At 53.9% G+C, this 24368-nt stretch carries 18 protein-coding genes and 1 pseudogene; 11 read left to right on the forward strand and 8 right to left on the reverse strand.

Going from position 1 to position 24368, the window contains the following annotated elements; translation table 11 throughout:
• Positions 1–99: 99 nt before the first annotated feature.
• The 5 genes from mrcB (at position 100) to fhuB (ending at position 8821) form a co-directional block, all read left to right on the forward strand.
• Positions 100–2640, forward strand: a complete 2541-nt coding sequence (gene mrcB / locus OGV38_RS22920) for a bifunctional glycosyl transferase/transpeptidase (RefSeq protein ID WP_016151745.1) — start codon at positions 100–102, stop codon at positions 2638–2640.
• 232 nt (positions 2641–2872) lie between these two features.
• Positions 2873–5107: a ferrichrome porin FhuA gene (fhuA, locus tag OGV38_RS22925; protein ID WP_016155718.1), complete on the forward strand. Its 2235-nt coding sequence runs from the start codon at positions 2873–2875 to the stop codon at positions 5105–5107.
• Between the two features lie 47 nt (positions 5108–5154).
• The gene (gene fhuC, locus OGV38_RS22930) at positions 5155–5952 is read left to right on the forward strand and encodes a Fe3+-hydroxamate ABC transporter ATP-binding protein FhuC (RefSeq protein ID WP_003845793.1); all 798 of its coding nucleotides are present in this window, start codon (positions 5155–5157) and stop codon (positions 5950–5952) included.
• Positions 5952–6842 carry a Fe(3+)-hydroxamate ABC transporter substrate-binding protein FhuD gene (gene fhuD, locus OGV38_RS22935; RefSeq protein ID WP_149381292.1) on the forward strand — a complete coding sequence of 297 codons (891 nt, stop codon included), beginning with the start codon at positions 5952–5954 and terminating at the stop codon, positions 6840–6842. The genes fhuC and fhuD overlap by 1 nt, the downstream gene beginning before the upstream one ends.
• On the forward strand, positions 6839–8821 hold the full coding sequence (gene fhuB, locus OGV38_RS22940) for a Fe(3+)-hydroxamate ABC transporter permease FhuB (RefSeq protein WP_016155720.1): 1983 nt from the start codon (positions 6839–6841) through the stop codon (positions 8819–8821). The genes fhuD and fhuB overlap by 4 nt, the downstream gene beginning before the upstream one ends.
• A 100-nt stretch (positions 8822–8921) precedes the next feature.
• Here fhuB and hemL read toward each other — a convergent pair whose 3' ends face one another.
• Positions 8922–10202 (reverse strand): glutamate-1-semialdehyde 2,1-aminomutase, encoded by a 1281-nt coding sequence (hemL, locus tag OGV38_RS22945; RefSeq protein ID WP_016155721.1) that lies wholly within the window; start codon positions 10200–10202, stop codon positions 8922–8924.
• Between the two features lie 168 nt (positions 10203–10370).
• Here hemL and clcA point away from each other — a divergent pair, with 168 nt between their 5' ends.
• The 3 genes and pseudogenes from clcA to erpA all read left to right on the forward strand — a co-directional run bounded on the left by clcA (position 10371) and on the right by erpA (position 12218).
• A complete protein-coding gene (gene clcA / locus OGV38_RS22950; RefSeq protein ID WP_019078400.1) occupies positions 10371–11792 on the forward strand; it encodes a H(+)/Cl(-) exchange transporter ClcA in 1422 nt (473 codons plus the stop codon).
• A gap of 23 nt (positions 11793–11815) precedes the next feature.
• Positions 11816–11881: pseudogene (gene yadW, locus OGV38_RS22955) on the forward strand (small protein YadW).
• The gene (gene erpA, locus OGV38_RS22960) at positions 11874–12218 is read left to right on the forward strand and encodes an iron-sulfur cluster insertion protein ErpA (protein ID WP_003018581.1); all 345 of its coding nucleotides are present in this window, start codon (positions 11874–11876) and stop codon (positions 12216–12218) included. Before yadW ends, erpA begins: the two are co-directional and overlap by 8 nt.
• 119 nt (positions 12219–12337) lie before the next feature.
• Here erpA and OGV38_RS22965 read toward each other — a convergent pair whose 3' ends face one another.
• Genes OGV38_RS22965 through mtnN form a run of 3 tightly spaced genes read right to left on the reverse strand, consistent with a single transcriptional unit; the run spans position 12338 to position 14490 of the window.
• Complete coding sequence (locus OGV38_RS22965) at positions 12338–12961, reverse strand: TRIC cation channel family protein (RefSeq protein ID WP_006686772.1); 624 nt, start codon at positions 12959–12961, stop codon at positions 12338–12340.
• A 37-nt stretch (positions 12962–12998) separates the two neighbouring features.
• Positions 12999–13799: a vitamin B12 ABC transporter substrate-binding protein BtuF gene (gene btuF, locus OGV38_RS22970; protein ID WP_016155723.1), complete on the reverse strand. Its 801-nt coding sequence runs from the start codon at positions 13797–13799 to the stop codon at positions 12999–13001.
• Positions 13792–14490 (reverse strand): 5'-methylthioadenosine/S-adenosylhomocysteine nucleosidase, encoded by a 699-nt coding sequence (gene mtnN / locus OGV38_RS22975; RefSeq protein ID WP_016151752.1) that lies wholly within the window; start codon positions 14488–14490, stop codon positions 13792–13794. Before mtnN ends, btuF begins: the two co-directional genes overlap by 8 nt.
• Before the next feature lie 83 nt (positions 14491–14573).
• Between mtnN and dgt the strand changes: the two genes are divergently transcribed.
• From dgt to cdaR, 3 genes are all read left to right on the forward strand, one after another.
• Positions 14574–16091, forward strand: coding sequence for a dGTPase (gene dgt / locus OGV38_RS22980; RefSeq protein ID WP_016155724.1), 1518 nt, complete (start codon positions 14574–14576; stop codon positions 16089–16091).
• A 129-nt stretch (positions 16092–16220) separates the two neighbouring features.
• Entirely contained in the window at positions 16221–17654 is a 1434-nt protein-coding gene (gene degP, locus OGV38_RS22985) for a serine endoprotease DegP (protein WP_016151754.1), read from the forward strand.
• 148 nt (positions 17655–17802) lie between these two features.
• The gene (cdaR, locus tag OGV38_RS22990; protein ID WP_286475138.1) at positions 17803–18960 is read left to right on the forward strand and encodes a DNA-binding transcriptional regulator CdaR; all 1158 of its coding nucleotides are present in this window, start codon (positions 17803–17805) and stop codon (positions 18958–18960) included.
• A 42-nt stretch (positions 18961–19002) separates the two neighbouring features.
• On the opposite strand, the gene OGV38_RS22995 is transcribed toward cdaR, so the two are convergent.
• The 4 genes from OGV38_RS22995 to map all read right to left on the reverse strand — a co-directional run bounded on the left by OGV38_RS22995 (position 19003) and on the right by map (position 23936).
• Positions 19003–19389 (reverse strand): DUF3461 family protein, encoded by a 387-nt coding sequence (locus OGV38_RS22995; protein ID WP_003018562.1) that lies wholly within the window; start codon positions 19387–19389, stop codon positions 19003–19005.
• A gap of 109 nt (positions 19390–19498) precedes the next feature.
• Positions 19499–20323 carry a 2,3,4,5-tetrahydropyridine-2,6-dicarboxylate N-succinyltransferase gene (gene dapD, locus OGV38_RS23000; RefSeq protein ID WP_003829186.1) on the reverse strand — a complete coding sequence of 275 codons (825 nt, stop codon included), beginning with the start codon at positions 20321–20323 and terminating at the stop codon, positions 19499–19501.
• Between the two features lie 31 nt (positions 20324–20354).
• On the reverse strand, positions 20355–23027 hold the full coding sequence (gene glnD, locus OGV38_RS23005) for a bifunctional uridylyltransferase/uridylyl-removing protein GlnD (protein WP_046275347.1): 2673 nt from the start codon (positions 23025–23027) through the stop codon (positions 20355–20357).
• A 114-nt stretch (positions 23028–23141) separates the two neighbouring features.
• Positions 23142–23936 (reverse strand): type I methionyl aminopeptidase, encoded by a 795-nt coding sequence (gene map / locus OGV38_RS23010; protein ID WP_016155726.1) that lies wholly within the window; start codon positions 23934–23936, stop codon positions 23142–23144.
• Positions 23937–24368 lie beyond the last annotated feature (432 nt).

Here is a 24368-nt window from a genome sequence, read left to right on the forward strand (position 1 = left end):
GGTATAAACACGGCAGTAAATTGAGAGATTTCTTCTTCTGTTAACTGACGGAAGAACAGAGAATCGGGCCCTTGCGCCTGAATGTTGCGGAGAAAAAGCATGGCGGGGAATGACCGCGAGCCAATTGGACGTAAAGGGAAACCCTCGCGTCCGGTGAAACAAAAGGTGAGCCGTCGTCAACTCAGAGATGAAGAGTATGACGACGATTATGATGATGATGACTATGAGGATGAAGAACCGATGCCGCGTAAGGGTAAAGGCAAAGGGCGTAAGCCTCGTGGTAAACGCGGCTGGTTCTGGCTGCTGGTAAAACTGTCGATTGTTTTTTTGGTGCTGATCGCCATTTACGGCGTTTATCTGGACCAAAAAATCCGCAGCCGTATAGATGGTAAAGTCTGGCAGCTTCCTGCGGCAGTATATGGCCGTATGGTTAACCTTGAGCCAGAAATGCCGATCGGCAAGAACGAGATGGTGAAACTGCTGGAGGCTACGCAGTATCGTCAGGTGACGAAGATGACGCGCCCTGGCGAATTCACCGTGCAGGCGAAAAGCATCGAGATGATCCGTCGTCCGTTTGATTTTCCGGACAGTAAAGAAGGACAGGTGCGCGCGCGTCTGACCTTTGATGGCGACCATCTGGATACCATCGAGAATATGGATAACAACCGCCAGTTCGGTTTCTTCCGTCTCGATCCGCGGCTGATTACCATGCTTTCTTCGCCTAACGGTGAGCAGCGCCTGTTTGTCCCGCGCAGTGGATTCCCGGATCTGCTGGTGGACACGCTGCTGGCGACCGAAGATCGTCACTTCTATGAGCATGACGGTATCAGCCTCTATTCCATTGGCCGCGCGGTGCTGGCGAACCTGACGGCGGGGCGCACGGTACAAGGGGCCAGTACGCTGACCCAGCAACTGGTGAAAAACCTGTTCCTGTCCAGCGAACGTTCCTACTGGCGTAAGGCCAACGAAGCCTATATGGCGCTGATCATGGATGCGCGTTACAGCAAAGACCGCATTCTTGAGCTGTACATGAACGAAGTCTATCTCGGTCAAAGCGGTGACAATGAGATCCGCGGCTTCCCGCTGGCGAGCCTCTACTACTTTGGCCGTCCGGTGGAAGAGCTGAGCCTCGACCAGCAGGCGCTGCTGGTAGGGATGGTTAAAGGAGCGTCAATCTATAACCCGTGGCGTAACCCGAAGCTGGCACTGGAGCGTCGTAACCTGGTGCTGCGTTTACTACAACAGCAGCAGATTATCGACCAGGATCTGTATGACATGCTGAGCGCGCGTCCGTTAGGCGTACAGCCGCGTGGTGGGGTGATCTCACCGCAGCCCGCCTTTATGCAGATGGTGCGCCAGGAGCTACAGGCAAAGCTGGGCGATAAAGTTAAAGACCTCTCCGGCGTGAAGATTTTCACCACCTTTGATTCCGTGGCGCAGGATGCTGCAGAAAAAGCGGCGGTGGAAGGTATTCCGGTGCTGAAGAAACAACGTAAGCTGAGCGATCTGGAAACCGCGATTGTGGTGGTCGACCGCTTTAGCGGCGAAGTGCGTGCCATGGTTGGTGGGGCAGAACCGCAGTTCGCTGGTTATAACCGTGCGATGCAGGCACGTCGTTCGATTGGTTCTTTGGCTAAACCAGCGACCTATCTGACCGCGCTCAGCCAGCCGAAGCTGTATCGTCTAAATACTTGGATTGCCGATGCCCCGATTGCGCTGCGCCAGCCTAACGGCCAGGTGTGGTCGCCGCAGAACGATGACCGTCGCTATAGCGAAAGCGGAAAAGTGATGCTGGTGGATGCGTTAACGCGCTCAATGAACGTGCCAACGGTAAATCTGGGGATGGCGCTGGGCCTGCCTGCCGTCACCGATACCTGGCTGAAGCTGGGCGCGCCGAAAGATCAGCTTAACCCGGTTCCAGCCATGCTGCTGGGGGCGTTGAACCTGACGCCGATCGAAGTGGCGCAGGCGTTCCAGACTATCGCCAGCGGCGGGAACCGCGCGCCGCTGTCGGCGCTGCGTTCGGTGATTGCCGAAGATGGGACGGTGCTGTATCAGAGCTTCCCGCAGGCCGAGCGTGCCGTTCCGGCGCAGGCGGCGTATATGACGCTGTGGACCATGCAACAGGTGGTTCAGCGTGGTACGGGCCGCCAGCTTGGCGCGAAATATCCTGGGCTTCATCTGGCAGGGAAAACCGGGACCACTAACAACAACGTGGATACCTGGTTTGCCGGGATCGACGGCAGCCAGGTAACCATCACCTGGGTGGGCCGTGATAACAACCAGCCAACCAAGCTGTACGGTGCCAGCGGTGCGATGTCGATTTATCAGCGTTATCTTGCCAACCAGACGCCAACACCGCTGGTGCTGACGCCGCCGGAAGATGTGGTGGATATGGGCGTGGACTACGACGGTAACTTTGTTTGTAGCGGGGGGATGCGTACGCTTCCGGTATGGACTACCGATCCTGATTCGCTGTGTCAGCAGGGTGAAATGATGCAACAGCCGACCGGGAATCCGTTCGATCAGTCAACGCCGCAGCAGCAGCCTCAACAGCAGCAGCAACAACCGGCGCAGCAGGAAAAGAAAGATAGCGACGGTGTCGCTGGCTGGATAAAGGATATGTTCGGCAGTAACTGATATTGCTCAAAACCCGCTTCGGCGGGTTTTTCTTCTTTGGTCCATTCTCAGGGCCGAATAACATTCCAGCCTAATTTATTAACCCTTTCTTTTCATCTGGTTATTTCTTAACCCCTCAGTTTTAGTAGGGACGCGTATTGCTTGCTATCTCGCCAGAGTTTCGAATATTATGCTGCCGTTATAATAATAATTCTCGTTTACGTTATCATTCACTTTCATCAGAGAAATACCAATGGCGCGTCTTAAAACTGCTCAGCCAAGTTCATCGCTGCGTAAAATCGCAGTAGTGGTAGCCACAGCGGTTAGCGGCATGTCTGTCTATGCACAGGCGGCGGTTGACCCGAAAGAAGAAACCATCACCGTAACTGCTGCTCCTGCCGCACAAGAAAGCGCATGGGGGCCTTCGCCGACAATTGCCGCGAAGCGTTCCGCCACCGCTACCAAAACCGACACGCCGATCGAAAAGACGCCACAGTCTGTTTCGGTAGTGACAAACGAAGAGATGCAGATCCATCAGTCTCGTTCCGTCAAGGAAGCGCTGGGTTATACCCCAGGGGTTGTGGTCAGTAACCGTGGTGCTTCAAATACATACGATTTTGTCAGCATCCGTGGTTTTACCTCTGTCGGTTTAAGCCAGAACAACTATCTGGATGGTCTGAAGCTACAAGGGAACTTCTATAACGACGCGGTTATCGATCCTTACATGCTGGAGCGTGTAGAGTTGATGCGTGGGCCAACTTCCGTGTTGTACGGTAAGAGTAACCCTGGCGGTATTATTTCGATGGTCAGCAAACGTCCAACCACCGAGCCGCTAAAAGAAGTTCAGTTTAAAATGGGAACAAATAATCTGTTCCAGACAGGGTTTGATTTTAGTGATGCATTGGATGATAACGGTGAATTCTCTTACCGTTTAACCGGTCTGGCTCGTTCCACAAATGAGCAGCAGCAAGGTTCTGAATCACAGCGTTATACCGTTGCTCCGTCCTTCTCATGGCGTCCTGACGACAAGACTAACTTTACATTCCTTTCTTATTTCCAGAATGAACCCGAAACGGGTTACTACGGTTGGTTGCCGAAGGAAGGTACGGTTGAACCGCTACCTAACGGCAAGCGTTTGCCGACTGATTTTAATGAAGGTGCTTCAAATAACACTTATTCCCGCAATCAGAAAATGGTGGGGTACAGCTTTGAACACGACTTTAATGACACCTTCACTGTCCGGCAGAATTTACGTTTTGCTGAAATGAAAACGTCGCAGCAGAGCGTGTACGGTACGGGTATCTGTACAACAAATGCGTTTAACGCGCCTTGCCAGGCAATTCCGGCCGATCAGCGCGACCATTATCTTGGTCGTGGCACGGTTGTCGATGATGAACGCTTGCAGAACTTCAGTGTTGATACCCAGTTGCAGAGCAATTTCGCGACAGGAACGGTGGACCATACGTTGCTGACAGGTGTTGACTTCATGCGTATGCGTAATGATATCAATGCTAAATTTGGCACAGCTCCTGTTCTGGATCTTTATAACCCACAGCCTCTGGAAGATTTTGATTTCGACTCTACCGAGCCTTATCAGATGAACGAAACCAAACAAACCGGTATCTACATCCAGGATCAGGCGGAATGGGATAAGTGGGTCTTTACGCTGGGTGGTCGTTATGACTGGTCACAGCAAGCGACGACGATTCGTCAGAATTCAACCACTCCGCAAGCGGGTTATATTGAGCGTAACGATCATCAGTTCACATGGCGTGGCGGTGTAAACTACCTGTTTGATAATGGTATTTCTCCGTACGTTAGCTATAGCCAGTCATTTGAACCAAACGCATTCGATCTCTACAGCACTCCACGCATGGCTTTTGCGCCATCCAAGGGTGAACAGTATGAAGCGGGTGTAAAATATGTGCCGAAAGATCTGCCTGTGGTTATTACGGCTGCGGCATATCATCTGACGAAGACGAATACGCTGACAACCGATCCGACCAACTCGAATCTGCAAGTTCCGTCAGGCGAAGTACGTTCTCAGGGCTTTGAATTTGAAGCTAAAGCGGCCTTGAATGCCAATATCAATGTGACTGCTTCATATACTTACACTGATGCGGAGTACACTAAGGACACCAATCTCAAAGGGAACAACGTAGAACAAGTTCCTGAAAATATGGCATCACTCTGGGGCGACTATACCTTTAACGAAGGCGTTCTGTCGGGACTGACCCTGGGAACCGGTGGACGTTTTATCGGTTCAAGCTATGGCGATCCTGCAAACACCTTTAAAGTGGGAAGTGCTGCTGTAATGGATGCTGTCGTGAAATACGATTTAGCGCGTTTTGGTATGGCTGGCTCTAGTGTTGCTGTCAACGTTACCAACCTGCTGGATCGTGAATACGTTTCTAGTTGCTTCCAAACCTATGGCTGCTTCTGGGGCGCAGAACGTCAGGTCGTTGCAACCGCAACCTTCCGTTTCTAATTTCTTTTTGGGCACGCTTTGCGTGCCCGTTTTACAAGTTGGTTGCTATGCAGGAAAACAGATCCCATCCCGACACCACTTTCGCGTTGCGTAATGTCTCCTTTCGTGTGCCTGGCCGCACGCTTTTGCATCCTCTCTCATTAACTTTTCCGGTGGGGAAAGTAACCGGCCTTATCGGCCACAACGGGTCCGGAAAATCGACGTTATTGAAAATGCTGGGACGTCATCAGCCGCCGTCGGAAGGTGAAATCCTGCTCGACGAACAGCCGCTGGAGAACTGGAGCAGTAAAGCGTTTGCCCGCAAGGTCGCCTATCTGCCGCAGCAGTTGCCGCAGGCCGAAGGGATGACGGTGCGTGAACTGGTGGCGATTGGCCGCTATCCGTGGCACGGGGCGCTGGGACGTTTTGGCGTTGCCGACAGAGAGAAAGTAGAAGAAGCTATTTCGTTGGTCGGCTTAAAACCGCTGGCGCACCGCCTGGTGGATAGCCTGTCCGGCGGAGAACGCCAGCGTGCGTGGATTGCCATGCTGGTGGCGCAGGACAGCCGCTGTCTGCTGCTTGATGAGCCGACTTCCGCGCTGGATATCGCTCATCAGGTTGACGTGCTGGCGCTGGTGCATCGCTTAAGCCAGCAGCGTGGGCTAACGGTGATTGCGGTGCTGCATGATATCAACATGGCGGCCCGCTACTGCGATTACTTAGTTGCGCTGCGCGGTGGTGAAATGATTGCGCAAGGAACGCCTGCTGAACTGATGCGCAGTGAAACTCTGGAACAGATTTACGGTATCCCGATGGGCATTTTGCCGCATCCGGCCGGTGCCGCACCCGTGAGTTTTGTCTATTAATGATTGAATTACATCATATTACCCGTCGGCGTCTGCTTACGGCGATGGCGCTCTCGCCGCTGCTGTGGCGGATGAATACGGCGTCCGCCGCGGCGATTGATCCGCAGCGTATTGTGGCGCTGGAATGGCTGCCGGTAGAGCTGTTGCTGGCGCTGGGTATTACGCCGTATGGCATTGCGGATATCCCTAACTACAAGCTGTGGGTCAGTGAGCCACCTCTACCGGACTCGGTGATTGATGTCGGGCTACGCACGGAACCCAATCTCGAACTGCTGACCGAAATGAAACCCTCGTTTCTGCTCTGGTCGGCAGGCTATGGTCCTTCCCCGGAAAAGCTGGCGCGTATTGCACCTGGTCGGGGATTTAACTTCAGCGACGGTAAAAAACCTCTGGTCGTTGCGCGACAATCGCTGCAGGAAATGGCGCAATTGTTCAATCTGCAGGACTCTGCTGAACGCCATCTGACTGAGTATGATCGTTTTATTGCCAGCCTGAAGCCGCGCTTCATTCAACGCGGTGCGCGCCCTGTGCTTCTCACCTCTCTGCTTGATTCGCGGCATATGCTGGTGTTTGGCCCAAACAGCCTGTTTCAGGACGTGCTGGATGAATATGGGATCCCCAACGCCTGGCAGGGAGAGACAAACTTTTGGGGCAGCACTGCCGTGAGTATTGACCGTCTGGCTGCTTTTCAGGATGTCGATGTATTGTGCTTTGATCACGGCAACGATAAAGAGATGGCTGGACTGATGTCTACGCCGTTGTGGCAGGCGATGCCCTTTGTTCGCAGCGGACGTTTTCAGCGCGTGCCGGCCGTCTGGTTCTATGGCGCAACGCTATCAGCCATGCATTTTGCCCGCATTCTGGATAATGCGCTGGGAGGCAAAGCGTGAGTAAACGTATCGCGCTGTTCCCCATTTTCCTGCTGGCGGTTCTGTTTGTTGCTGCCTGCTGGCTCACATGGGTTAACTTCTCCGTTGCGCTACCGCGCAACCAGTGGCAACAGGCTATCTGGTCACCGGATATCGATGCCATTAAACAGATGGTTTTCCACTACAGCCTGCTGCCGAGGCTGGCGATTTCGCTGTTGGTCGGTGCCGGGCTGGCACTGGTCGGCGTATTGTTTCAGCAGGTGCTGCGTAACCCACTGGCGGAGCCAACCACGCTAGGCGTTGCGACCGGTGCGCAGTTGGGCATTACCGTCACGACGCTGTGGGCTATTCCCGGTGCGCTCACCACGCAATTTGCTGCGCTGGCAGGTGCTTGTGTCGTTGGAGCGCTGGTGTTTGGCGTCGCCTGGGGCAAACGTCTTTCTCCGGTGACGTTAATCCTCGCCGGACTGGTGGTCAGCCTGTACTGCGGGGCGATTAACCAGTTGATGGTTATCTTCCATCACGATCAACTGCAAAGCATGTTTTTGTGGAGCAGCGGCACGCTAACCCAAACCGACTGGAGCGGCGTACAGCGACTGTGGCCGCAACTGCTGGGCGGCGTGATGCTGACTCTGCTGCTGTTGCGTCCAATGACGCTGATGGGACTGGATGACGGCGTGGCGCGTAACCTCGGTCTGGCGTTGTCGCTGGCGCGCCTGGCGGCCTTATCGCTGGCGATTGTCATCAGCGCCTTGCTGGTTAACGCGGTTGGGATTATCGGCTTTATTGGCCTCTTTGCACCGCTGCTGGCGAAAATGCTCGGCGCGCGGCGTCTGTTGGCGCGTCTGATGCTGGCCCCGCTGATTGGTGCGTTGATCCTCTGGCTCTCTGACCAAATCATTCTGTGGCTGACCCGCGTATGGATGGAGGTCTCCACCGGTTCGGTGACGGCGCTGATTGGCGCGCCATTGCTGCTGTGGTTGTTGCCGCGCCTTAGAAGTATGAGCGCACCGGATATGAATGCCAGCAACCGTATCGCCGCGGAGCGTCAGAATGTACTGATGTTTGCGCTGGCGGGCGGGGTGGTTTTGCTGCTGACTCTGGTGGTGGCGCTGTCGTTTGGCCGCGATGCGCACGGCTGGACATGGGCCAGCGGCGCGATGCTGGATGAACTGATGCCCTGGCGCTGGCCACGTATTCTGGCGGCGTTGATTGCCGGGGTGATGCTGGCGGTAGCGGGCTGTATTATTCAGCGTCTGACCGGAAACCCAATGGCGAGCCCGGAAGTTCTGGGCATTAGCTCCGGCGCGGCATTTGGCGTGGTGTTAATGCTGTTTCTGGTCCCCGGAAATGCCTTTGGCTGGCTGCTGCCCGCAGGGAGTCTCGGGGCTGCGGTCACCTTGCTTATCATTATGATTGCCGCCGGGCGCGGTGGTTTTTCGCCGCACCGTATGCTGCTGGCAGGGATGGCGCTCAGTACGGCGTTTACTATGTTGTTGATGATGCTGCAGGCCAGCGGCGATCCGCGTATGGCGGGCGTGCTGACCTGGATCTCCGGCTCAACCTATAACGCGACGGGCGAACAGGTACTGCGCACCGGAATTGTGATGGTTATCCTGCTGGCGCTGACACCGCTGTGTCGTCGTTGGCTGACGATTTTACCGCTCGGCGGCGATACGGCGCGTGCGGTGGGTATGGCGATCACGCCGTCACGCGTGGGGTTACTGCTGTTGGCTGCGGGACTGACGGCGACAGCAACCATGACCATTGGACCGTTGAGTTTTGTCGGGCTGATGGCTCCGCATATTGCCCGAATGATGGGGTTTCGTCGGGCGATGCCGCATATGCTGATTTCGGCGCTGGCGGGAGGTGTGCTGCTGGTTTTTGCTGACTGGTGCGGCAGGATGGTGCTGTTTCCGTATCAGATCCCGGCAGGATTACTGTCGACGTTTATTGGCGCGCCGTACTTTATCTATCTGCTACGTAAGCAGAGTCGCTGAGGTTAATCTCTTCCATTTAGGCTGCGTCGCCATCCGGCAATAAAAAAGCCGGGTGGCGGCTTCGCCTTACCCGGCCTACGTTATTTCTGGGCGTTATCTTTTACAATTTCGCAAACACCCGGCGCGCGGCGTCGATGGTGTTATTGATATCGTCTTCACTGTGCGCGACGGACATAAAGCCCGCTTCGAAGGCGGACGGCGCCAGGTAAATCCCTTCATCCAGCATCATGTGGAAGAAACGCTTGAAGCGTTCAACGTCGCATGCCATCACATCCTGATAGCAGGTCACGGTTTCTGCATCGGTGAAGAAAATCCCGAACATCCCGCCCACATGGTTAACCACCAGCGGAATATTCGTCTCTTCGGCGGCTTCCAGCAGACCTTCCGCCAGACGCGTCGTCAGTTCATTCAGCGTTTCATGAATACCCGGCTGGGCCACTTCGTTCAGACAAGCAAAACCTGCTGCCATCGCAATCGGGTTACCTGAAAGCGTACCCGCCTGATAAACCGGACCGGTCGGCGCCAGCGCGTCCATCACATCACGGCGACCGCCGAATGCGCCAACGGGCATCCCGCCACCGATGATTTTGCCAAGGCAGGTCAGATCCGGAACGACGCCGTAATAATCCTGCGCACCGGCTAGCGCCACGCGGAAACCGGTCATGACTTCATCGATGATCAACAGCGCGCCAAACTCATCACACAGGGCACGCAGGCCCGGCAGGAATTCTGGCAGCGGCGGGATGCAGTTCATGTTGCCTGCGACCGGCTCAACGATAATGCAGGCGATCTCCTGCGGATACTGTTCGAATGCCGCACGAACTGAAGAGAGATCGTTGTAGGTGCAGGTCAGGGTGTGTTTCGCAAAATCGGCTGGAACGCCCGGGGAGTTTGGCTGACCCAGCGTTAACGCGCCGGAACCAGCTTTAACCAGCAGGCAGTCGGCATGACCGTGATAGCAGCCTTCAAATTTGATGATCTTATCGCGACCGGTGAAACCGCGCGCCAGACGGATGGCGCTCATCGTCGCTTCCGTACCGGAGTTCACCATACGCACCATATCCATGGTCGGCACAAGTTCAGTGACCAGCTCCGCCATTTTCACTTCCATCTCGGTCGGCGCGCCGAAGCTTAAACCGCGCTCTGCGGCTTCAATCACCGCATTGCGAATTGCCGGGTGGTTATGGCCCAGTACCATCGGTCCCCAGGAACCGACGTAATCGACATAGGCTTTACCATCGACATCGTACAGATACGCGCCGTCCGCTTTTTCGATAAACAGCGGAGTACCACCCACGCCAGTAAAGGCGCGAACGGGGGAGTTAACGCCGCCAGGGATAAGTTCGCGTGCTGCGCTGTAGAGATTTTCAGACTTACTCATGGATGGGGTCCTGGTTCGTAGAAAAAGTAAATGCCCGCTATTCTAGTTATTCAGAGAAGGTTATGAAAGTTTTACGCATTTGAAACAATGCGATTTGCAGGGGATTTTCGTGAAATGTGCGAGTAGAATGCCGATTCCGTATTTGTATTACCAATTAATGATCATCTGATGAAGACTGACTCTCCCTCTTTTGAAGCACAACAAATTGTGCGTTTACGCCGCAGGGATCAAATCCGTCGACTCCTGGAACGCGATAAAACGCCGCTGGCGATCCTGTTGATGGCCGCCGTTGTCGGTACCGTGACGGGGCTTGTTGGCGTGGCATTTGAGAAAGCGGTGACCTGGGTGCAAAATCAGCGCATTGGCGCCCTGGCCCAGGTTGCGGACCATGCCATTCTGCTGTGGCCGCTGGCGTTTATTCTCTCTGCATTGCTGGCGATGGTCGGCTATTTTCTGGTTCGTAAATTTGCGCCGGAAGCGGGAGGCTCGGGGATCCCTGAGATTGAAGGCGCGCTGGAAGAGCTACGACCTGTGCGCTGGTGGCGCGTTCTGCCGGTGAAATTTATTGGCGGCATGGGCACGCTGGGAGCCGGTATGGTGCTCGGGCGAGAAGGGCCGACCGTACAGATAGGCGGGAACATTGGGCGCATGGTGCTGGATATTTTCCGCATGCGCAGCGCCGAAGCGCGACATACCCTGCTGGCCACCGGTGCGGCTGCGGGTTTGTCGGCGGCGTTTAATGCGCCTCTGGCTGGGATCCTGTTCATTATTGAAGAGATGCGCCCGCAGTTTCGCTATAACCTCGTCTCGATCAAAGCCGTGTTTACCGGCGTTATTATGTCGAGCATCGTGTTTCGTGTGTTCAACGGTGAAGCACCGATTATTGAAGTCGGAAAGCTGTCTAATGCGCCGGTAAATACGCTGTGGCTGTATCTTGTGCTGGGGCTTATTTTTGGCTGTGTCGGGCCGTTGTTCAACACCATGGTGTTGCGTACCCAGGATATGTTCCAGCGCTTCCACGGCGGTGAAATTAAAAAATGGGTGCTGATGGGCGGCGCGATTGGTGGCCTGTGCGGGATCCTGGGATTAATTAAACCGGAAGCGGCAGGCGGCGGGTTTAACCTGATTCCTATCGCCGCGGCGGGTAATTTTAGCGTCGGTTTACTGCTGTTTATATTTATTACCCGGGTGATCACCACGCTGCTGTGCTTCTCGTCCGGCGCGCCCGGAGGGATTTTTGCCCCGATGCTGGCGCTGGGTACGTTACTTGGCACCGCGTTCGGTATGGCCGCGGCGGCCTCTTTTCCACAGTATCATCTGGAGGCCGGAACCTTTGCCATTGCCGGAATGGGGGCTTTGCTGGCGGCTTCGGTACGTGCACCGCTAACCGGTATTGTACTGGTGCTGGAGATGACCGATAACTATCAGCTCATTTTGCCAATGATTATTACCTGTCTTGGCGCAACACTATTAGCCCAATTTATGGGTGGAAAGCCGCTATACTCGACTATCCTTGCCCGCACGCTGGCAAAACAGGAAGCGGAGCAAGCGGCAAAAAGCCAGAGTACCGCCGCTGGCGAGAATACTTGAACGAAATACCAGGGTATTAGATAATGGCCTTAACCATTGGGTTATAATTTGCCCAATTGCCAATGTCGTTTGGAGCAAAATATGAGTGATGACGTAGCGCTGCCACTGCAATTTACTGAAGCAGCAGCCAATAAAGTAAAAAGCCTGATCGCTGACGAAGATAACCCGAATCTGAAATTACGCGTGTATATCACCGGCGGTGGTTGCAGCGGTTTCCAGTACGGTTTCACCTTTGATGATCAGGTGAACGATGGTGATATGACCATTGAGAAACAAGGTGTGGGTCTGGTGGTTGATCCGATGAGCCTGCAATATCTGGTGGGCGGCGCGGTTGACTATACCGAAGGTCTGGAAGGTTCCCGCTTCGTTGTGACTAACCCCAATGCGAAAAGCACCTGCGGGTGTGGTTCTTCTTTCAGCATCTGATTGCTGCCTGTAATACCGATGGTCTGATGGTGTAGGCCCGGTAAGCGTAGCTCCATCGGGCAATGTGCCGGTTGGCGGCGTAAACGCCTTATCCGGCCTACATGTTCTGCATCATCACATCAGCGCCCGTTATCATCCAGAGCAAACGTCGGCAATTTCAAATGCCAGCGAATGGCGGCAAGCCGAATCAGCAGGGTGACGATCATCCCCATCATACTGGCGTTTTCCAGCGATACATTAAAGGTATAAAACGCTGTCGCATGCACGATCCCGCCGATAATACATGCCGTGGCGTAGATTTCGGTGCGCAGAATCATCGGGACTTCACGAGCTAACACGTCGCGAATGATCCCGCCGCCGACGCCGGTAATCACCCCCATACAGATCGCCACCAGGGGGCCCGTCCCTGCGAGAAATGCTTTATTGACGCCAATCCCCACGAACACAGCCAGGCCAACGGCATCCAGCACCGGAAGGATCCACTTCGGTAAACGTCGTGGCTGACGTACCAGCAGGATTGTCAGCATGCTGGTGATCATTGCCACCACCAGATCGGTGGGATCCTTAACCCAAAATACCGGTCCATGATCCAGCGCCATATCGCGGATCGTTCCGCCGCCAACGGCGGTAACCACCCCGAGGACCAGGACGCCAAACGGGTCCATACGCAATTTTCCGGCCAGTAAGACGCCAGAGATAGCAAATACCGCGGTGCCGACAATATCCAGCCAATAGACGAGCATTTTTAAATCCTCACAACAGACCTGGTGGGGGCAGGCGCTAATTTATCTGTGAAAGCGCATTACAGAGTTGTTTTGCGGCGAGGATAATACGCGGGCTCGCGCGTTCGAACCAGTCACTATTAAGTGTAATAATGGGTATTTTTAGCTGGTTTCCCCAGTATTGTTCAATTTTCAGAGTTTCGCCTGGCCCTCCGGTTGCAACAATAGCCTGGGGCGCTCGTGCCAGGACCTGCTCACGGCTAACCTGTGGCCAGGGAACCCGACTGCCGGCAAAGATGTTTTCTCCACCGCATACCTCAAGAACTTCGTGCTGAATGGAGCCTTTTCCACTGGTAAACAGAGGATTTGCGCCAAACTGGAGAAACACGCGTTTTTTCGGTTTGTTGGCATACCGAGATTTTAGTAAAGCATAGTCATCAAGCATGGTTTGCGCCGCCTGTTTAGCCTGCTCAGGCTTTGGGCTCCACGCTGCCAGCTGGCGGAGCGCATCGGCGACCTGCTCGATGGTAACGGCGTCCACCCAGATGACCTTAATTCCCAGGGCGGTCAGTTGATTCACCTGCCGCTCAGCATTTCCCCCGCGCCAGGCGACGACTAAATCCGGTTTAAGCGCCACAATGCGTTCAAGGTTCATACCTTGCCAGGTGGAAACCTCCTCGATATTTTTGGCCGCTGGCGGGTAGTTTGAGTAGCTACTGACGCCTACGGGTGTAATGCCGGCGGCAAAGGCGAGTTCGGTATTGGCAGGAGAAAGCGTCACTACACGCGGTGCGGCGTACAGGAACGCCGGAAGAGTGAATAGCAGGGCGACCAGCGCCCTGGAGAGTAATTTAGCCATGCGCCAGTTTCTGTACCAGCGTTTCAACCATCAGACTTGACTGTTTCGCGGCAACAACCAGGAACTCGTCAAAGCTGAGATGGGACTGCTGATCGGCGACGTCAGAGATGGCGCGAACCACGACAAACGGCACATTGAAGTTATGGCAAACGTGCGCAATCGCGGTCGCTTCCATCTCAACGGCAATGGCCTGCGGGAAGTTATGCTTAATTTTAGCCAGACCCACGGAGCCATTAATGAAGGCATCGCCGCTGACGATTAGTCCGCGAACGGCGTTCAGATTGAGTTGCGCAATACAGGATTCTGCTGCAGCAATCAGCGCAGGATCGGCTTTAAAACCAGCCGGGCAGCCCGGTAACTGACCAAATTCATAGCCAAAGGCGGTAACGTCGGCATCGTGATAGCGCGCTTCGTCAGAAACCACAATATCGCCGACTTTCAGCGTAGAGGCCAGGCCGCCCGCGGAACCGGTGTTAATGATGGCATCCGGCTTGCAGCGTTCAAGCAGCAGCGTAGCGCCCAGCGCCGCCGCCACTTTACCGATACCTGATTTCAGTAGCGCAACCTCTGTACCGTTCAGTTGGCCGGTGTAAATTTCACAACCGCCGAGAGAGAGGGTCTGACGGTTTTCGATTTTGTCACGCAGCAGCGTAACTTCTTCTTCCATTGCACCAATGATGCCGATTTTCATAGATTTACTCGCGATAAGCCAGATTTGAGGGCATAGTCTATCATGCGCTTAAGGGGTAGCGCATTTCTCAGGCGGGAGAGGATATGGTACAGATCGATTTCCGAAAAAAAATAAACTGGCATCGTCGTTACCGTTCGCCGCAGGGCGTGAAGACGGAGCATGAGATCCTGCGTATTTTCGAAAGCGATCGTGGACGTATTATCAATTCTCCGGCTATTCGCCGACTGCAACAAAAAACCCAGGTTTTTCCGCTGGAGCGTAACGCGGCGGTGCGCACGCGCCTGACGCACTCGATGGAAGTTCAGCAAGTTGGGCGCTATATCGCTAAAGAGATCCTCAGCCGACTGAAGGAACTAAAACTGCTGGAGCAGTATGGTCTGGATGAACTGACGGGACCGTTTGAGAGTATTGTCGAAATGTCGTGCCTGATGCATGACATCGGCAATCCGCCGTTTGGTCATTTTGGTGAAGCGGCGATTAATGACTGGTTCCGCCAGCGGCTGTATCCCGCCGACGCGGAAAGTCAGCCCCTCAGCGATGACCGCTGCCTGGTGGCGGCGTTACGTTTGCGCGAAGGCGAAGAGTCGCTGAATGATATTCGCCGTAAGGTGCGCCAGGACCTGTGCCATTTTGAAGGTAATGCCCAGGGGATTCGTCTGGTGCATACTTTGATGCGTATGAATCTTACCTGGGCCCAGGTTGGTGGTATTTTAAAATATACCCGTCCGGCGTGGTGGCGCGGAAGTACGCCTACGACGCATGACTATTTAATGAAGAAACCGGGCTATTACCTTTCTGAAGAACCGTATATTGAACGGTTACGTAAAGAATTATCATTAGCGCCCTACAGTCGCTTTCCATTAACCTGGATAATGGAAGCTGCCGATGATATCTCTTATTGCGTGGCCGACCTGGAAGATGCCGTTGAGAAAAGAATCTTTAGCGTCGAGCAACTTTATCACCATCTGCATGAGGCGTGGGGGCATCACGAAAAAGGTTCCCTGTTTAGTCAGGTTGTTGAGAATGCCTGGGAGAAATCACGTTCAAATACATTAAGCCGGAGCACGGAAGATCAGTTCTTTATGTATTTACGCGTCAATACGCTGAATAAACTGGTGCCGTATGCAGCCCAGCGGTTTATTGATAATTTACCGCAGGTTTTTGACGGCAGCTTTAATCACGCGCTATTAGAAGATGCCAGTAGCTTTAGTCAGTTGCTGGGGGTCTATAAAAATGTGGCGGTAAAACACGTATTTAGTCATCCGGACGTTGAGCAGTTGGAATTGCAGGGGTATCGGGTGATCAGCGGGTTGCTGGAGATCTATCAGCCTTTATTAAAAATGTCCCAGTCAGATTTTACTGAGCTGGTCGACAATGAAAGAGTTAAACGTTTTCCTATCGAATCACGATTATTTCAGAAGTTGTCTACTCGCCATCGTCTTGCTTATGTCGAGGCGGTTAGTAAAATATCAACGGGTTGCGCTGAGTTTTCGGTAATGGAATATTATTATCGCTGCCGGCTGATTCAGGATTATATCAGCGGGATGACCGATCTGTATGCCTGGGATGAATATCGTCGCTTGATGGCCGTAGAACAATAAATACTCATTTGTAAAGACGGCCAATAAAATTTTACTTTTTCCTTAAACTCAATTCTGGAACTTAGCGCTATAAAACGACTCTGACGTATACAGCAATTTTGCGTTACCTGTTAATCGAGAACGAAACACATGAAAAAAACCACATTAGCAATGAGTGCACTGGCTCTGAGTTTAGGTTTGGCGTTGTCCCCCCTGTCTGCCACAGCGGCTGAGACGTCGTCTTCAGCAATGACCGCCCAACAGATGCCAAGCCTGGCCCCGATGCTCGAAAAAGTGATGCCATCGGTGGTAAGTATTAACGTCGAGGGGAGCACGACGGTGAATACGCCGCGTATGCCGCGTAATTTCCAGCAGTTCTTCGGTGATAATTCACCATTCTGCCAGGACGGTTCACCGTTCCAGAGTTCACCGTTCTGCCAGGGCGGCGCGCCGGGCGCTGACAACGGCGGCGGCCAGCAGCAGAAATTTATGGCCCTGGGTTCCGGTGTAATTATTGATGCCGCGAAAGGGTATGTCGTGACCAACAACCACGTGGTGGATAACGCCACGGTGATTAAGGTTCAGTTGAGCGATGGCCGTAAATTTGATGCGAAGATTGTGGGTAAAGATCCGCGCTCCGATATCGCGCTGATCCAAATTCAGGATCCGAAAAACCTGACGGCGATTAAGCTGGCAGATTCCGACGCGCTGCGTGTGGGTGATTACACCGTAGCAATTGGTAACCCGTTTGGCCTCGGTGAGACCGTGACCTCCGGTATTGTTTCTGCGCTGGGCCGTAGCGGCCTGAACGCGGAAAACTACGAAAACTTTATTCAGACGGATGCCGCGATCAACCGGGGTAACTCCGGTGGCGCACTGGTTAACCTGAACGGTGAGCTGATCGGCATTAACACCGCGATCCTTGCGCCGGACGGCGGTAACATCGGTATCGGCTTTGCAATCCCGAGCAACATGGTGAAAAACCTGACGTCGCAGATGGTTGAGTTTGGTCAGGTTAAACGCGGTGAGCTGGGTATTATGGGTACCGAGCTGAGCTCTGAGCTGGCGAAAGCGATGAAAGTTGATGCTCAGCGTGGCGCATTTGTCAGCCAGGTGATGCCGAACTCTTCCGCAGCGAAAGCAGGTATTAAAGCCGGGGATGTGATTACCTCCCTGAACGGTAAACCGATCAGCAGCTTCGCCGCCCTGCGTGCGCAGGTGGGTACGATGCCGGTAGGCAGCAAAATTAACCTTGGCCTGTTGCGTGACGGTAAGCCGGTCACTGTGAATCTGGAACTGCAGCAGAGCAGCCAGACTCAGGTTGATTCCAGCTCTATCTTCAAAGGCATTGAAGGGGCTGATATGAGCAACAAAGGCCAGGACAAAGGGGTCGTGGTCAGCGAGGTGAAAGCGAATTCTCCGGCTGCACGGATTGGCCTGAAGAAAGGGGATGTGATTATCGGCGCGAACCAGCAGCCGGTGAAAAATATCGCCGAACTGCGCAAAATCCTCGACAGCAAACCGGCTGTACTGGCGCTGAACATTCAGCGTGGTGACAGCTCCATCTATCTGTTGATGCAGTAATCTCACTAAACCCCTTCCTGCACAGGAAGGGGTTTCTTTTTGTGATACTTCCCACAACTCCATACTTCTCCCTCTCGCTTTGTGCAGTTGCACAATGCCGCCGCTTATTATCTTCCCTATGCTTGAGCTCTGCTCACAGGAGGGGTTTATGGCTGGCTGGCATCTTGATACCAAAATGGCGCAGGATATCGTAGCGCGAACCATGCGCATCATTGATACCAATATCAACGTAATGGATGCCCGTGGGCGGATCATTGGCAGCGGCGATCGCGAACGAATTGGTGAATTGCACGAAGGCGCGCTGCTGGTGCTTTCGCAAGGTCGGGTGGTCGATATTGACGATGCGGTAGCCCGGCATTTACACGGCGTGCGTCAGGGGATAAACCTGCCGCTGCGTCTGGAAGGCGAAATCGTTGGCGTTATCGGTCTTACTGGCGAGCCGGAACATCTGCGCAAGTATGGCGAACTGGTGTGCATGACCGCCGAAATGATGCTGGAACAGTCGCGTCTGATGCATCTGTTAGCGCAGGATAGCCGTCTGCGTGAAGAGCTGGTGATGAACCTGATTCAGGCTGAAGAGAATACCCCGGCGCTGATGGAATGGGCACAGCGATTGGGCATTGATTTGAACCAGCCGCGCGTGGTGGCGGTAGTGGAGGTCGACAGCGGTCAGCTTGGCGTTGATAGTGCGATGGCGGAGCTACAGCAATTGCAGAACGCGTTGACTACACCCGAACGTAATAATCTGATTGCGATTGTTTCTCTGACCGAGATGGTGGTGCTGAAACCAGCGCTCAATCAGTTTGGCCGCTGGGACGCTGAAGATTATCGCAAGCGCGTTGAGCAACTGATTGCCCGCATGAAAGAGAATGGACAACTGCGTTTTCGCGTGTCGCTGGGCAACTATTTTACCGGGCCCGGCAGCATTGCCCGTTCGTATCGAACGGCGCGCACCACCATGATGGTCGGCAAGCAGCGGATGCCGGAAAGCCGGAGCTATTTCTATCAGGACTTGATGTTGCCGGTGCTGCTGGACAGCCTGCGCGGCGGCTGGCAGGCCAATGAGCTGGCGCGCCCGCTGGTAAGGCTGAAAGCGATGGATAACAACGGTTTGCTGCGTCGAACATTATCGGCATGGTTTCGACATAACGTTCAGCCGCTGGCGACCTCAAAAGCATTGTTTATTCACCGCAATACGCTGGAGTATCGCCTGAACCGTATTTCAGAGCTGACCGGGCTGGATCTGGGGAATTTTGACGATCGACTGCTGCTGTATGTGGCGTTGCAGCTGGATGAGCAGCATTGATTAATTGCCTGATAAGCGTAGCGCTATCAGGCAACAATCTACTTATTTGCGCGTTAGCTTTTCCAGATCGGCTTCAATCTCGCTGATCTTGTTGGTCACGACGCTTTCCAGATGACGTAAATCATCGAGGATCTTGCGTTTAAGATCGACTTCGCTGCGATCTCGCTGGCAGATCTGATCCAGTTCGTCGATCACGTAGCGCAGGTTGGGACTGATCTCCTGCACTTCTTTGTAACCCTGACCGACGCCATCGGCGACAACCGTTTTACGCTGACGGGGATATTTGAACTTCACGCTCTTGGCAAAAAACTCGCCTTTATCCTTCTGGAAATAGATTTTCAGGATATCGTTGTTGGCTTCTTGCCGCAGGCTGTAACGATCGATCTCTTCAGGATTAGTAATGCCCAGACTTTTCAGATTGTCATACATAGCGGTACCCTTAAGCTCACTATAACCATTGAATAATTAACGAAAAGCCTTGTTTATGCCACTCGCAGATGTAAAAAAAGCGGGCTAAGCCCGCTTTTTCAAATCGCTGTTAGTCGATGGTGCGTAACAGTTCGTTGATTCCCACTTTGCCACGCGTTTTGGCATCGACTTTCTTCACAATCACCGCGCAGTACAGGCTGTATTTGCCATCTTTCGACGGCAGGTTGCCGGAGACGACCACGGAGCCCGCCGGAACGCGGCCGTAATGCACTTCGCCGGTTTCGCGATCGTAAATACGGGTGCTCTGGCCGATATACACACCCATAGAGATGACGGAGCCTTCTTCGACGATCACGCCTTCAACCACTTCAGAGCGCGCGCCGATGAAGCAGTTGTCTTCGATGATGGTCGGGTTAGCCTGCAACGGTTCCAGTACGCCGCCGATACCAACGCCACCGGACAGGTGTACGTTCTTACCGATTTGCGCACAGGAACCCACGGTCGCCCAGGTATCAACCATCGTACCTTCATCAACATAAGCGCCGATGTTCACGTAAGACGGCATCAGCACGGTGTTACGGGCGATAAACGCGCCCTGACGCACTGCCGCAGGCGGAACCACGCGGAAACCTTCTTTCTGGAAGCGCGCTTCGTCGTAGTTGGCGAATTTCATCGGCACTTTATCGAAGTAACGGCTTTCCGCACCTTCGATAACCTGATTATCGTTAATACGGAAAGAGAGCAGGACCGCCTTTTTCAGCCACTGATGCGTGACCCACTGACCCTCAATCTTTTCTGCGACGCGCAGTGCACCGGAATCCAGTAAAGAAATAACCTGATTCACCGCTTCGCGGGTTACGGTATCTACATTTGCCGGAGTAATGTCGGCACGGCGCTCGAAAGCGGACTCAATAACGTTCTGTAACTGCTGCATTGTTAAACTCTTTCCATAATAAATAAAAACATTACCCTTTATCGTTTGGATTGAGGGCCTCTGTCAACCGTTGATGCACTTCCTGCTGCAGCTCATTATTAAGGGCGCGCCGGTCGGCGGTGGCGATTATGAATAAATCTTCTACTCGCTCGCCAATAGTTGTAATTCGGGCGCCATGCAGCGAAATTCCCAGATCGGCAAAAATCTGCCCGACCCGCGCCAGCAGTCCTGGCTGGTCGAGAGCGATAAGCTCAAGAAATGATTTTCGGTCGGTATGGGTCGGCAGAAAAGTGACCTCGGTATCGACGGTAAAGTGACGTAATTTTGCCGGCTGGCGACGCGGTTGCGGCGGCTGCCAGCTACGCTGGGTGATCGCCTGTTCAAGCCCAAAACGGATCGCTTCGTGTCGGTCTGACGACAGCGGGCTACCGTCTGGTTCCAGCACAATGAACGTATCCATCGCCATCCCATCGCGGGTGGTGAAAATCTGCGCATCGTGGACGCTAAGGTTGCGCCTGTCCAGTTCGGCGCAGACGGCAGCAAACAGGTAAGGGCGGTCAGGGCTCCAGATGAAAATTTCCGTCCCGCCTCGCGTGGCCTGCGGGCTGAGCAGGATCAGCGGCTTGCTGAGATCGTGTTGCAGCAGATGACGTGCATGCCAGGCCAGCTGATTTGGGCTGTGACGTACGAAATAGTTGGCGCGACAGCGCGACCAGATATGGTGTAGCGCTTCTTCATCAATGTTGTCCATGCGCAGTAGCGCCAGCGCCTGAAGCTGATGATGGCGTACGCGCTCACGCATATCCGGCGTGTTTTGCATCCCACGGCGTAACTGTTTTTCCGTCGCGAAGTACAGCTCGCGCAGCAAGCTTTGCTTCCAGCTATTCCACAGCGTTTCGTTGGTGGCGCAAATATCTGCGACGGTCAGGCACACCAAAAAGCGCAGACGATGTTCCGTTTGCACCTCTTCGGCGAATTGCTTAATGACTTCGGGATCCTGAATATCGCGGCGCTGAGCGGTAACCGACATCAGCAAATGCTGGCGCACCAGCCACACGATCAGTTGCGTTTCGCGGGAGTTCAGACCGTGCAGTTCGGCGAATTTGAGCACATCCTGGGCGCCGAGAACCGAGTGATCGCCGCCGCGACCTTTGGCGATATCGTGGAACAGCGCGGCAATCAGAATCAGCTCCGGCTGTCGCAGACGCGGCCACAGATCCACACACAGCGGATGGCGCTGACGGGTCTCTTCGTTAGCAAAACTTTCCAGCTTAAGCATTACGCGAATAGTGTGTTCATCCACCGTATATGCATGAAACAGGTCAAACTGCATTTGGCCGACAATATGCGACCATTGCGGCATATAGGCCCACAACACGCTGTGGCGATGCATAGGCAGCAGGCCGCGACTCACCGCGCCCGGATGGCGCAACATACTGAGAAACAGCGAACGCGCTTCCGGGATGTAGCACAGCGGCTGCGTTAAATGACGGCGGGCATGACGCAAATGGCGCAGCGTAGTGGAGTAAATTCCGCTGATCGCGCTATTACGCACCATGATGTAAAACATCCGCAATATCGCTTCGGGTTTGCGAATAAACAGGTCGTCGTCGCGCAGATCAATCAACGTGCCGCGCAGTTGAAAGTCGTCATCAATCGGACGTGGTTTTTCATCGGCGGGCAGGGCGAGGATCGCCTCGTCGAACAGTTGCAACAGCATGTGGTTCAGTTCGCTGACCCGTCGTGTGACGCGGAAATAGTCTTTCATCATCCGCTCGATAGGCTCATTGCCTTCACCGCCGTAGTTCAGGCGTTGCGCCACGCTGAGCTGACGATCAAACAGCAGACGGTTGTCGTAACGACTAACGACCAGATGCAGGGCAAAGCGAATGCGCCACAGGATATGCAAACATTCATTCAGCTCGGCACGTTCTGCCTGCGTCAAAAAGCCGAAACCGACCATTTCATCCAGTGAGGTGGCGCCAAAATGGCGGCGGGCCACCCATTGCAGGGTATGAATATCGCGCAGGCCGCCGGGGCTACTTTTGATATCCGGCTCCAGGTTGTAGCTGGTGCCGTGATAGCGCTGGTGGCGCTGATTCTGTTCTTCAACTTTGGCTGCGTAAAACTTATCGGACGGCCAGAAACCTTCGCTAAAAATATGCTTTTGTAGCTCAAGAAACAGCGCCACATCACCAATCAGCAGGCGTGTTTCAATCAGGTTGGTGGCGACGGTTAAATCTGACAATCCTTCCAGCAGACACTCTTCCAGCGTGCGCACGCTGTGCCCAACCTCGAGCCTCACGTCCCATAGCAGCGTTAACAGTTCGCCAACTTTTTCGGCCTGCGCGTCTGGTAGCTTTTTACGACTCAGGATCAGCAGGTCAATATCGGAAAGCGGATGCAGTTCGCCGCGCCCGTAACCGCCAACGGCAACCAGCGCCAGGTCGGCAATTTGACCGAAACCGGCTTCAATCCACAGACGTTGCAGTAACTGGTCAATAAACTCGGTGCGGGCCTCAATCAGCTGCTCTGCGGAAATCCCGCTGTCAAACGCGTCACCTAACCAGTGCTGGAAAGTGTCGATATGCGCTTTAATGCCGGGGCAGTTGAGATCTTGCTGCGGCCAGGTTCCGGGGTTCTGCGGTTGGCCTGGCAGGGTGGGGAGGGCAGTATTTGCGTGTTGTTCAGGAAGAGTATTCATTATGCGCCACCCATTAAAAAAGCCGGATGACGGCGTGAACGCCTTACCCGGCCTACGAAGTAGTACAATTTGTAGGCCTGATAAGATGCGGGCGCATCGCCATCAGGCAAAACATTATTCGTCGTGTGTGATGATCGCCGGGATGGTGTCATCCTTGCGTAATGTCAGAATTTCACAGCCTTTTTCCGTCACCACAATAGTATGCTCGTACTGAGCAGACAAGCTCCGATCTTTAGTTTTCACCGTCCACCCGTCTTTCATGGTGCGGATGCGGTAATCACCGGCATTCAGCATGGGTTCTACGGTGAAGGTCATGCCCGGCTGCAGTACCACACCGCCGTCGTCTGCATCGTAGTGCAGAACCTGCGGCTCTTCATGGAAGCCGCGACCGATGCCGTGACCGCAATATTCACGAACCACAGAGAAGCCTTCGCCTTCCGCGTATTTCTGAATCGCAGCGCCCAGCGTGCGCAGGCGAATACCTGGTTTTACCATCCGCAGCGCCAGATACAGGCTTTCCTGCGTGACGCGGCACAAACGCTCGCCCAGAATGGTTGGTTTGCCGACGATGAACATTTTCGAGGTATCACCGTGGAACTCGTCTTTAATCACGGTTACGTCGATGTTGACGATATCGCCGTCTTTCAGGAGCTTGGCGTCGTCCGGGATCCCATGGCACACCACTTCATTAATAGAGATGCACACGGACTTCGGATAACCGTGATAGCCCAGGCAGGCGGAAATGGCCTGCTGCTCATTCACGATGTAGTCATTACAGATGCGATCCAGTTCGCCGGTGCTGACGCCTGGCTTAACAAACGGTTCGATCATTTCCAGTACATCGGCGGCCAGACGGCCAGCGATGCGCATTTTTTCGATTTCTTCAGGGGTCTTGATTGAGATAGCCATGAATTCTGTCCATCAGTGCCGATGATATCGGCAATAATTGTTTAAGTGGTGCCAATGGTATCAGTCCGGCATACATGCTGCCAAATTGAGAATCATTCTGAACTTCGCCTTTCGTGCCACAGGTGTGTTGGCTGAAATTTTTCACTCCAGTCGCTCACTGCATGTAAGCGCCCGGAGATGCAAAAAATTGGCTGCCTCCCTGTAACACGAAATTCATCGTTCATTCAGCACGCACCGCCAACAATTATTGGTGTCGGTAGCGTATTTGTGGTATAAAGCGCGCCGGACTTCCGATCCATTTGAAGACTACACACGATGGACGGGAGCGACAAATCTCACTTTGTGTAACAACACACACGTATCGGCACATATTCCGGGGTGCCCTTTGGGGTCGGTAATATGGGATGCGTGGAGGCTTAACCCCAACTTTTA

Source organism: Citrobacter sp. Cb080 (assembly GCF_030334745.1).
Classification (GTDB): Bacteria; Pseudomonadota; Gammaproteobacteria; order Enterobacterales; family Enterobacteriaceae; genus Citrobacter; species Citrobacter braakii.

Bases quoted from the DNA above. Each gene is read 5' to 3' on its own strand.
- mrcB (WP_016151745.1), top strand. From the start codon at position 100: ATGGCGGGGAATGACCGCGAGCCAATTGGACGTAAAGGGAAACCCTCG.
- fhuA (WP_016155718.1), top strand. From the start codon at position 2,873: ATGGCGCGTCTTAAAACTGCTCAGCCAAGTTCATCGCTGCGTAAAATC.
- fhuC (WP_003845793.1), top strand. From the start codon at position 5,155: ATGCAGGAAAACAGATCCCATCCCGACACCACTTTCGCGTTGCGTAAT.
- fhuD (WP_149381292.1), top strand. From the start codon at position 5,952: ATGATTGAATTACATCATATTACCCGTCGGCGTCTGCTTACGGCGATG.
- hemL (WP_016155721.1), bottom strand. From the start codon at position 10,202: ATGAGTAAGTCTGAAAATCTCTACAGCGCAGCACGCGAACTTATCCCT.
- clcA (WP_019078400.1), top strand. From the start codon at position 10,371: ATGAAGACTGACTCTCCCTCTTTTGAAGCACAACAAATTGTGCGTTTA.
- erpA (WP_003018581.1), top strand. From the start codon at position 11,874: ATGAGTGATGACGTAGCGCTGCCACTGCAATTTACTGAAGCAGCAGCC.
- OGV38_RS22965 (WP_006686772.1), bottom strand. From the start codon at position 12,961: ATGCTCGTCTATTGGCTGGATATTGTCGGCACCGCGGTATTTGCTATC.
- btuF (WP_016155723.1), bottom strand. From the start codon at position 13,799: ATGGCTAAATTACTCTCCAGGGCGCTGGTCGCCCTGCTATTCACTCTT.
- mtnN (WP_016151752.1), bottom strand. From the start codon at position 14,490: ATGAAAATCGGCATCATTGGTGCAATGGAAGAAGAAGTTACGCTGCTG.
- dgt (WP_016155724.1), top strand. From the start codon at position 14,574: ATGGTACAGATCGATTTCCGAAAAAAAATAAACTGGCATCGTCGTTAC.
- degP (WP_016151754.1), top strand. From the start codon at position 16,221: ATGAAAAAAACCACATTAGCAATGAGTGCACTGGCTCTGAGTTTAGGT.
- cdaR (WP_286475138.1), top strand. From the start codon at position 17,803: ATGGCTGGCTGGCATCTTGATACCAAAATGGCGCAGGATATCGTAGCG.
- OGV38_RS22995 (WP_003018562.1), bottom strand. From the start codon at position 19,389: ATGTATGACAATCTGAAAAGTCTGGGCATTACTAATCCTGAAGAGATC.
- dapD (WP_003829186.1), bottom strand. From the start codon at position 20,323: ATGCAGCAGTTACAGAACGTTATTGAGTCCGCTTTCGAGCGCCGTGCC.
- glnD (WP_046275347.1), bottom strand. From the start codon at position 23,027: ATGAATACTCTTCCTGAACAACACGCAAATACTGCCCTCCCCACCCTG.
- map (WP_016155726.1), bottom strand. From the start codon at position 23,936: ATGGCTATCTCAATCAAGACCCCTGAAGAAATCGAAAAAATGCGCATC.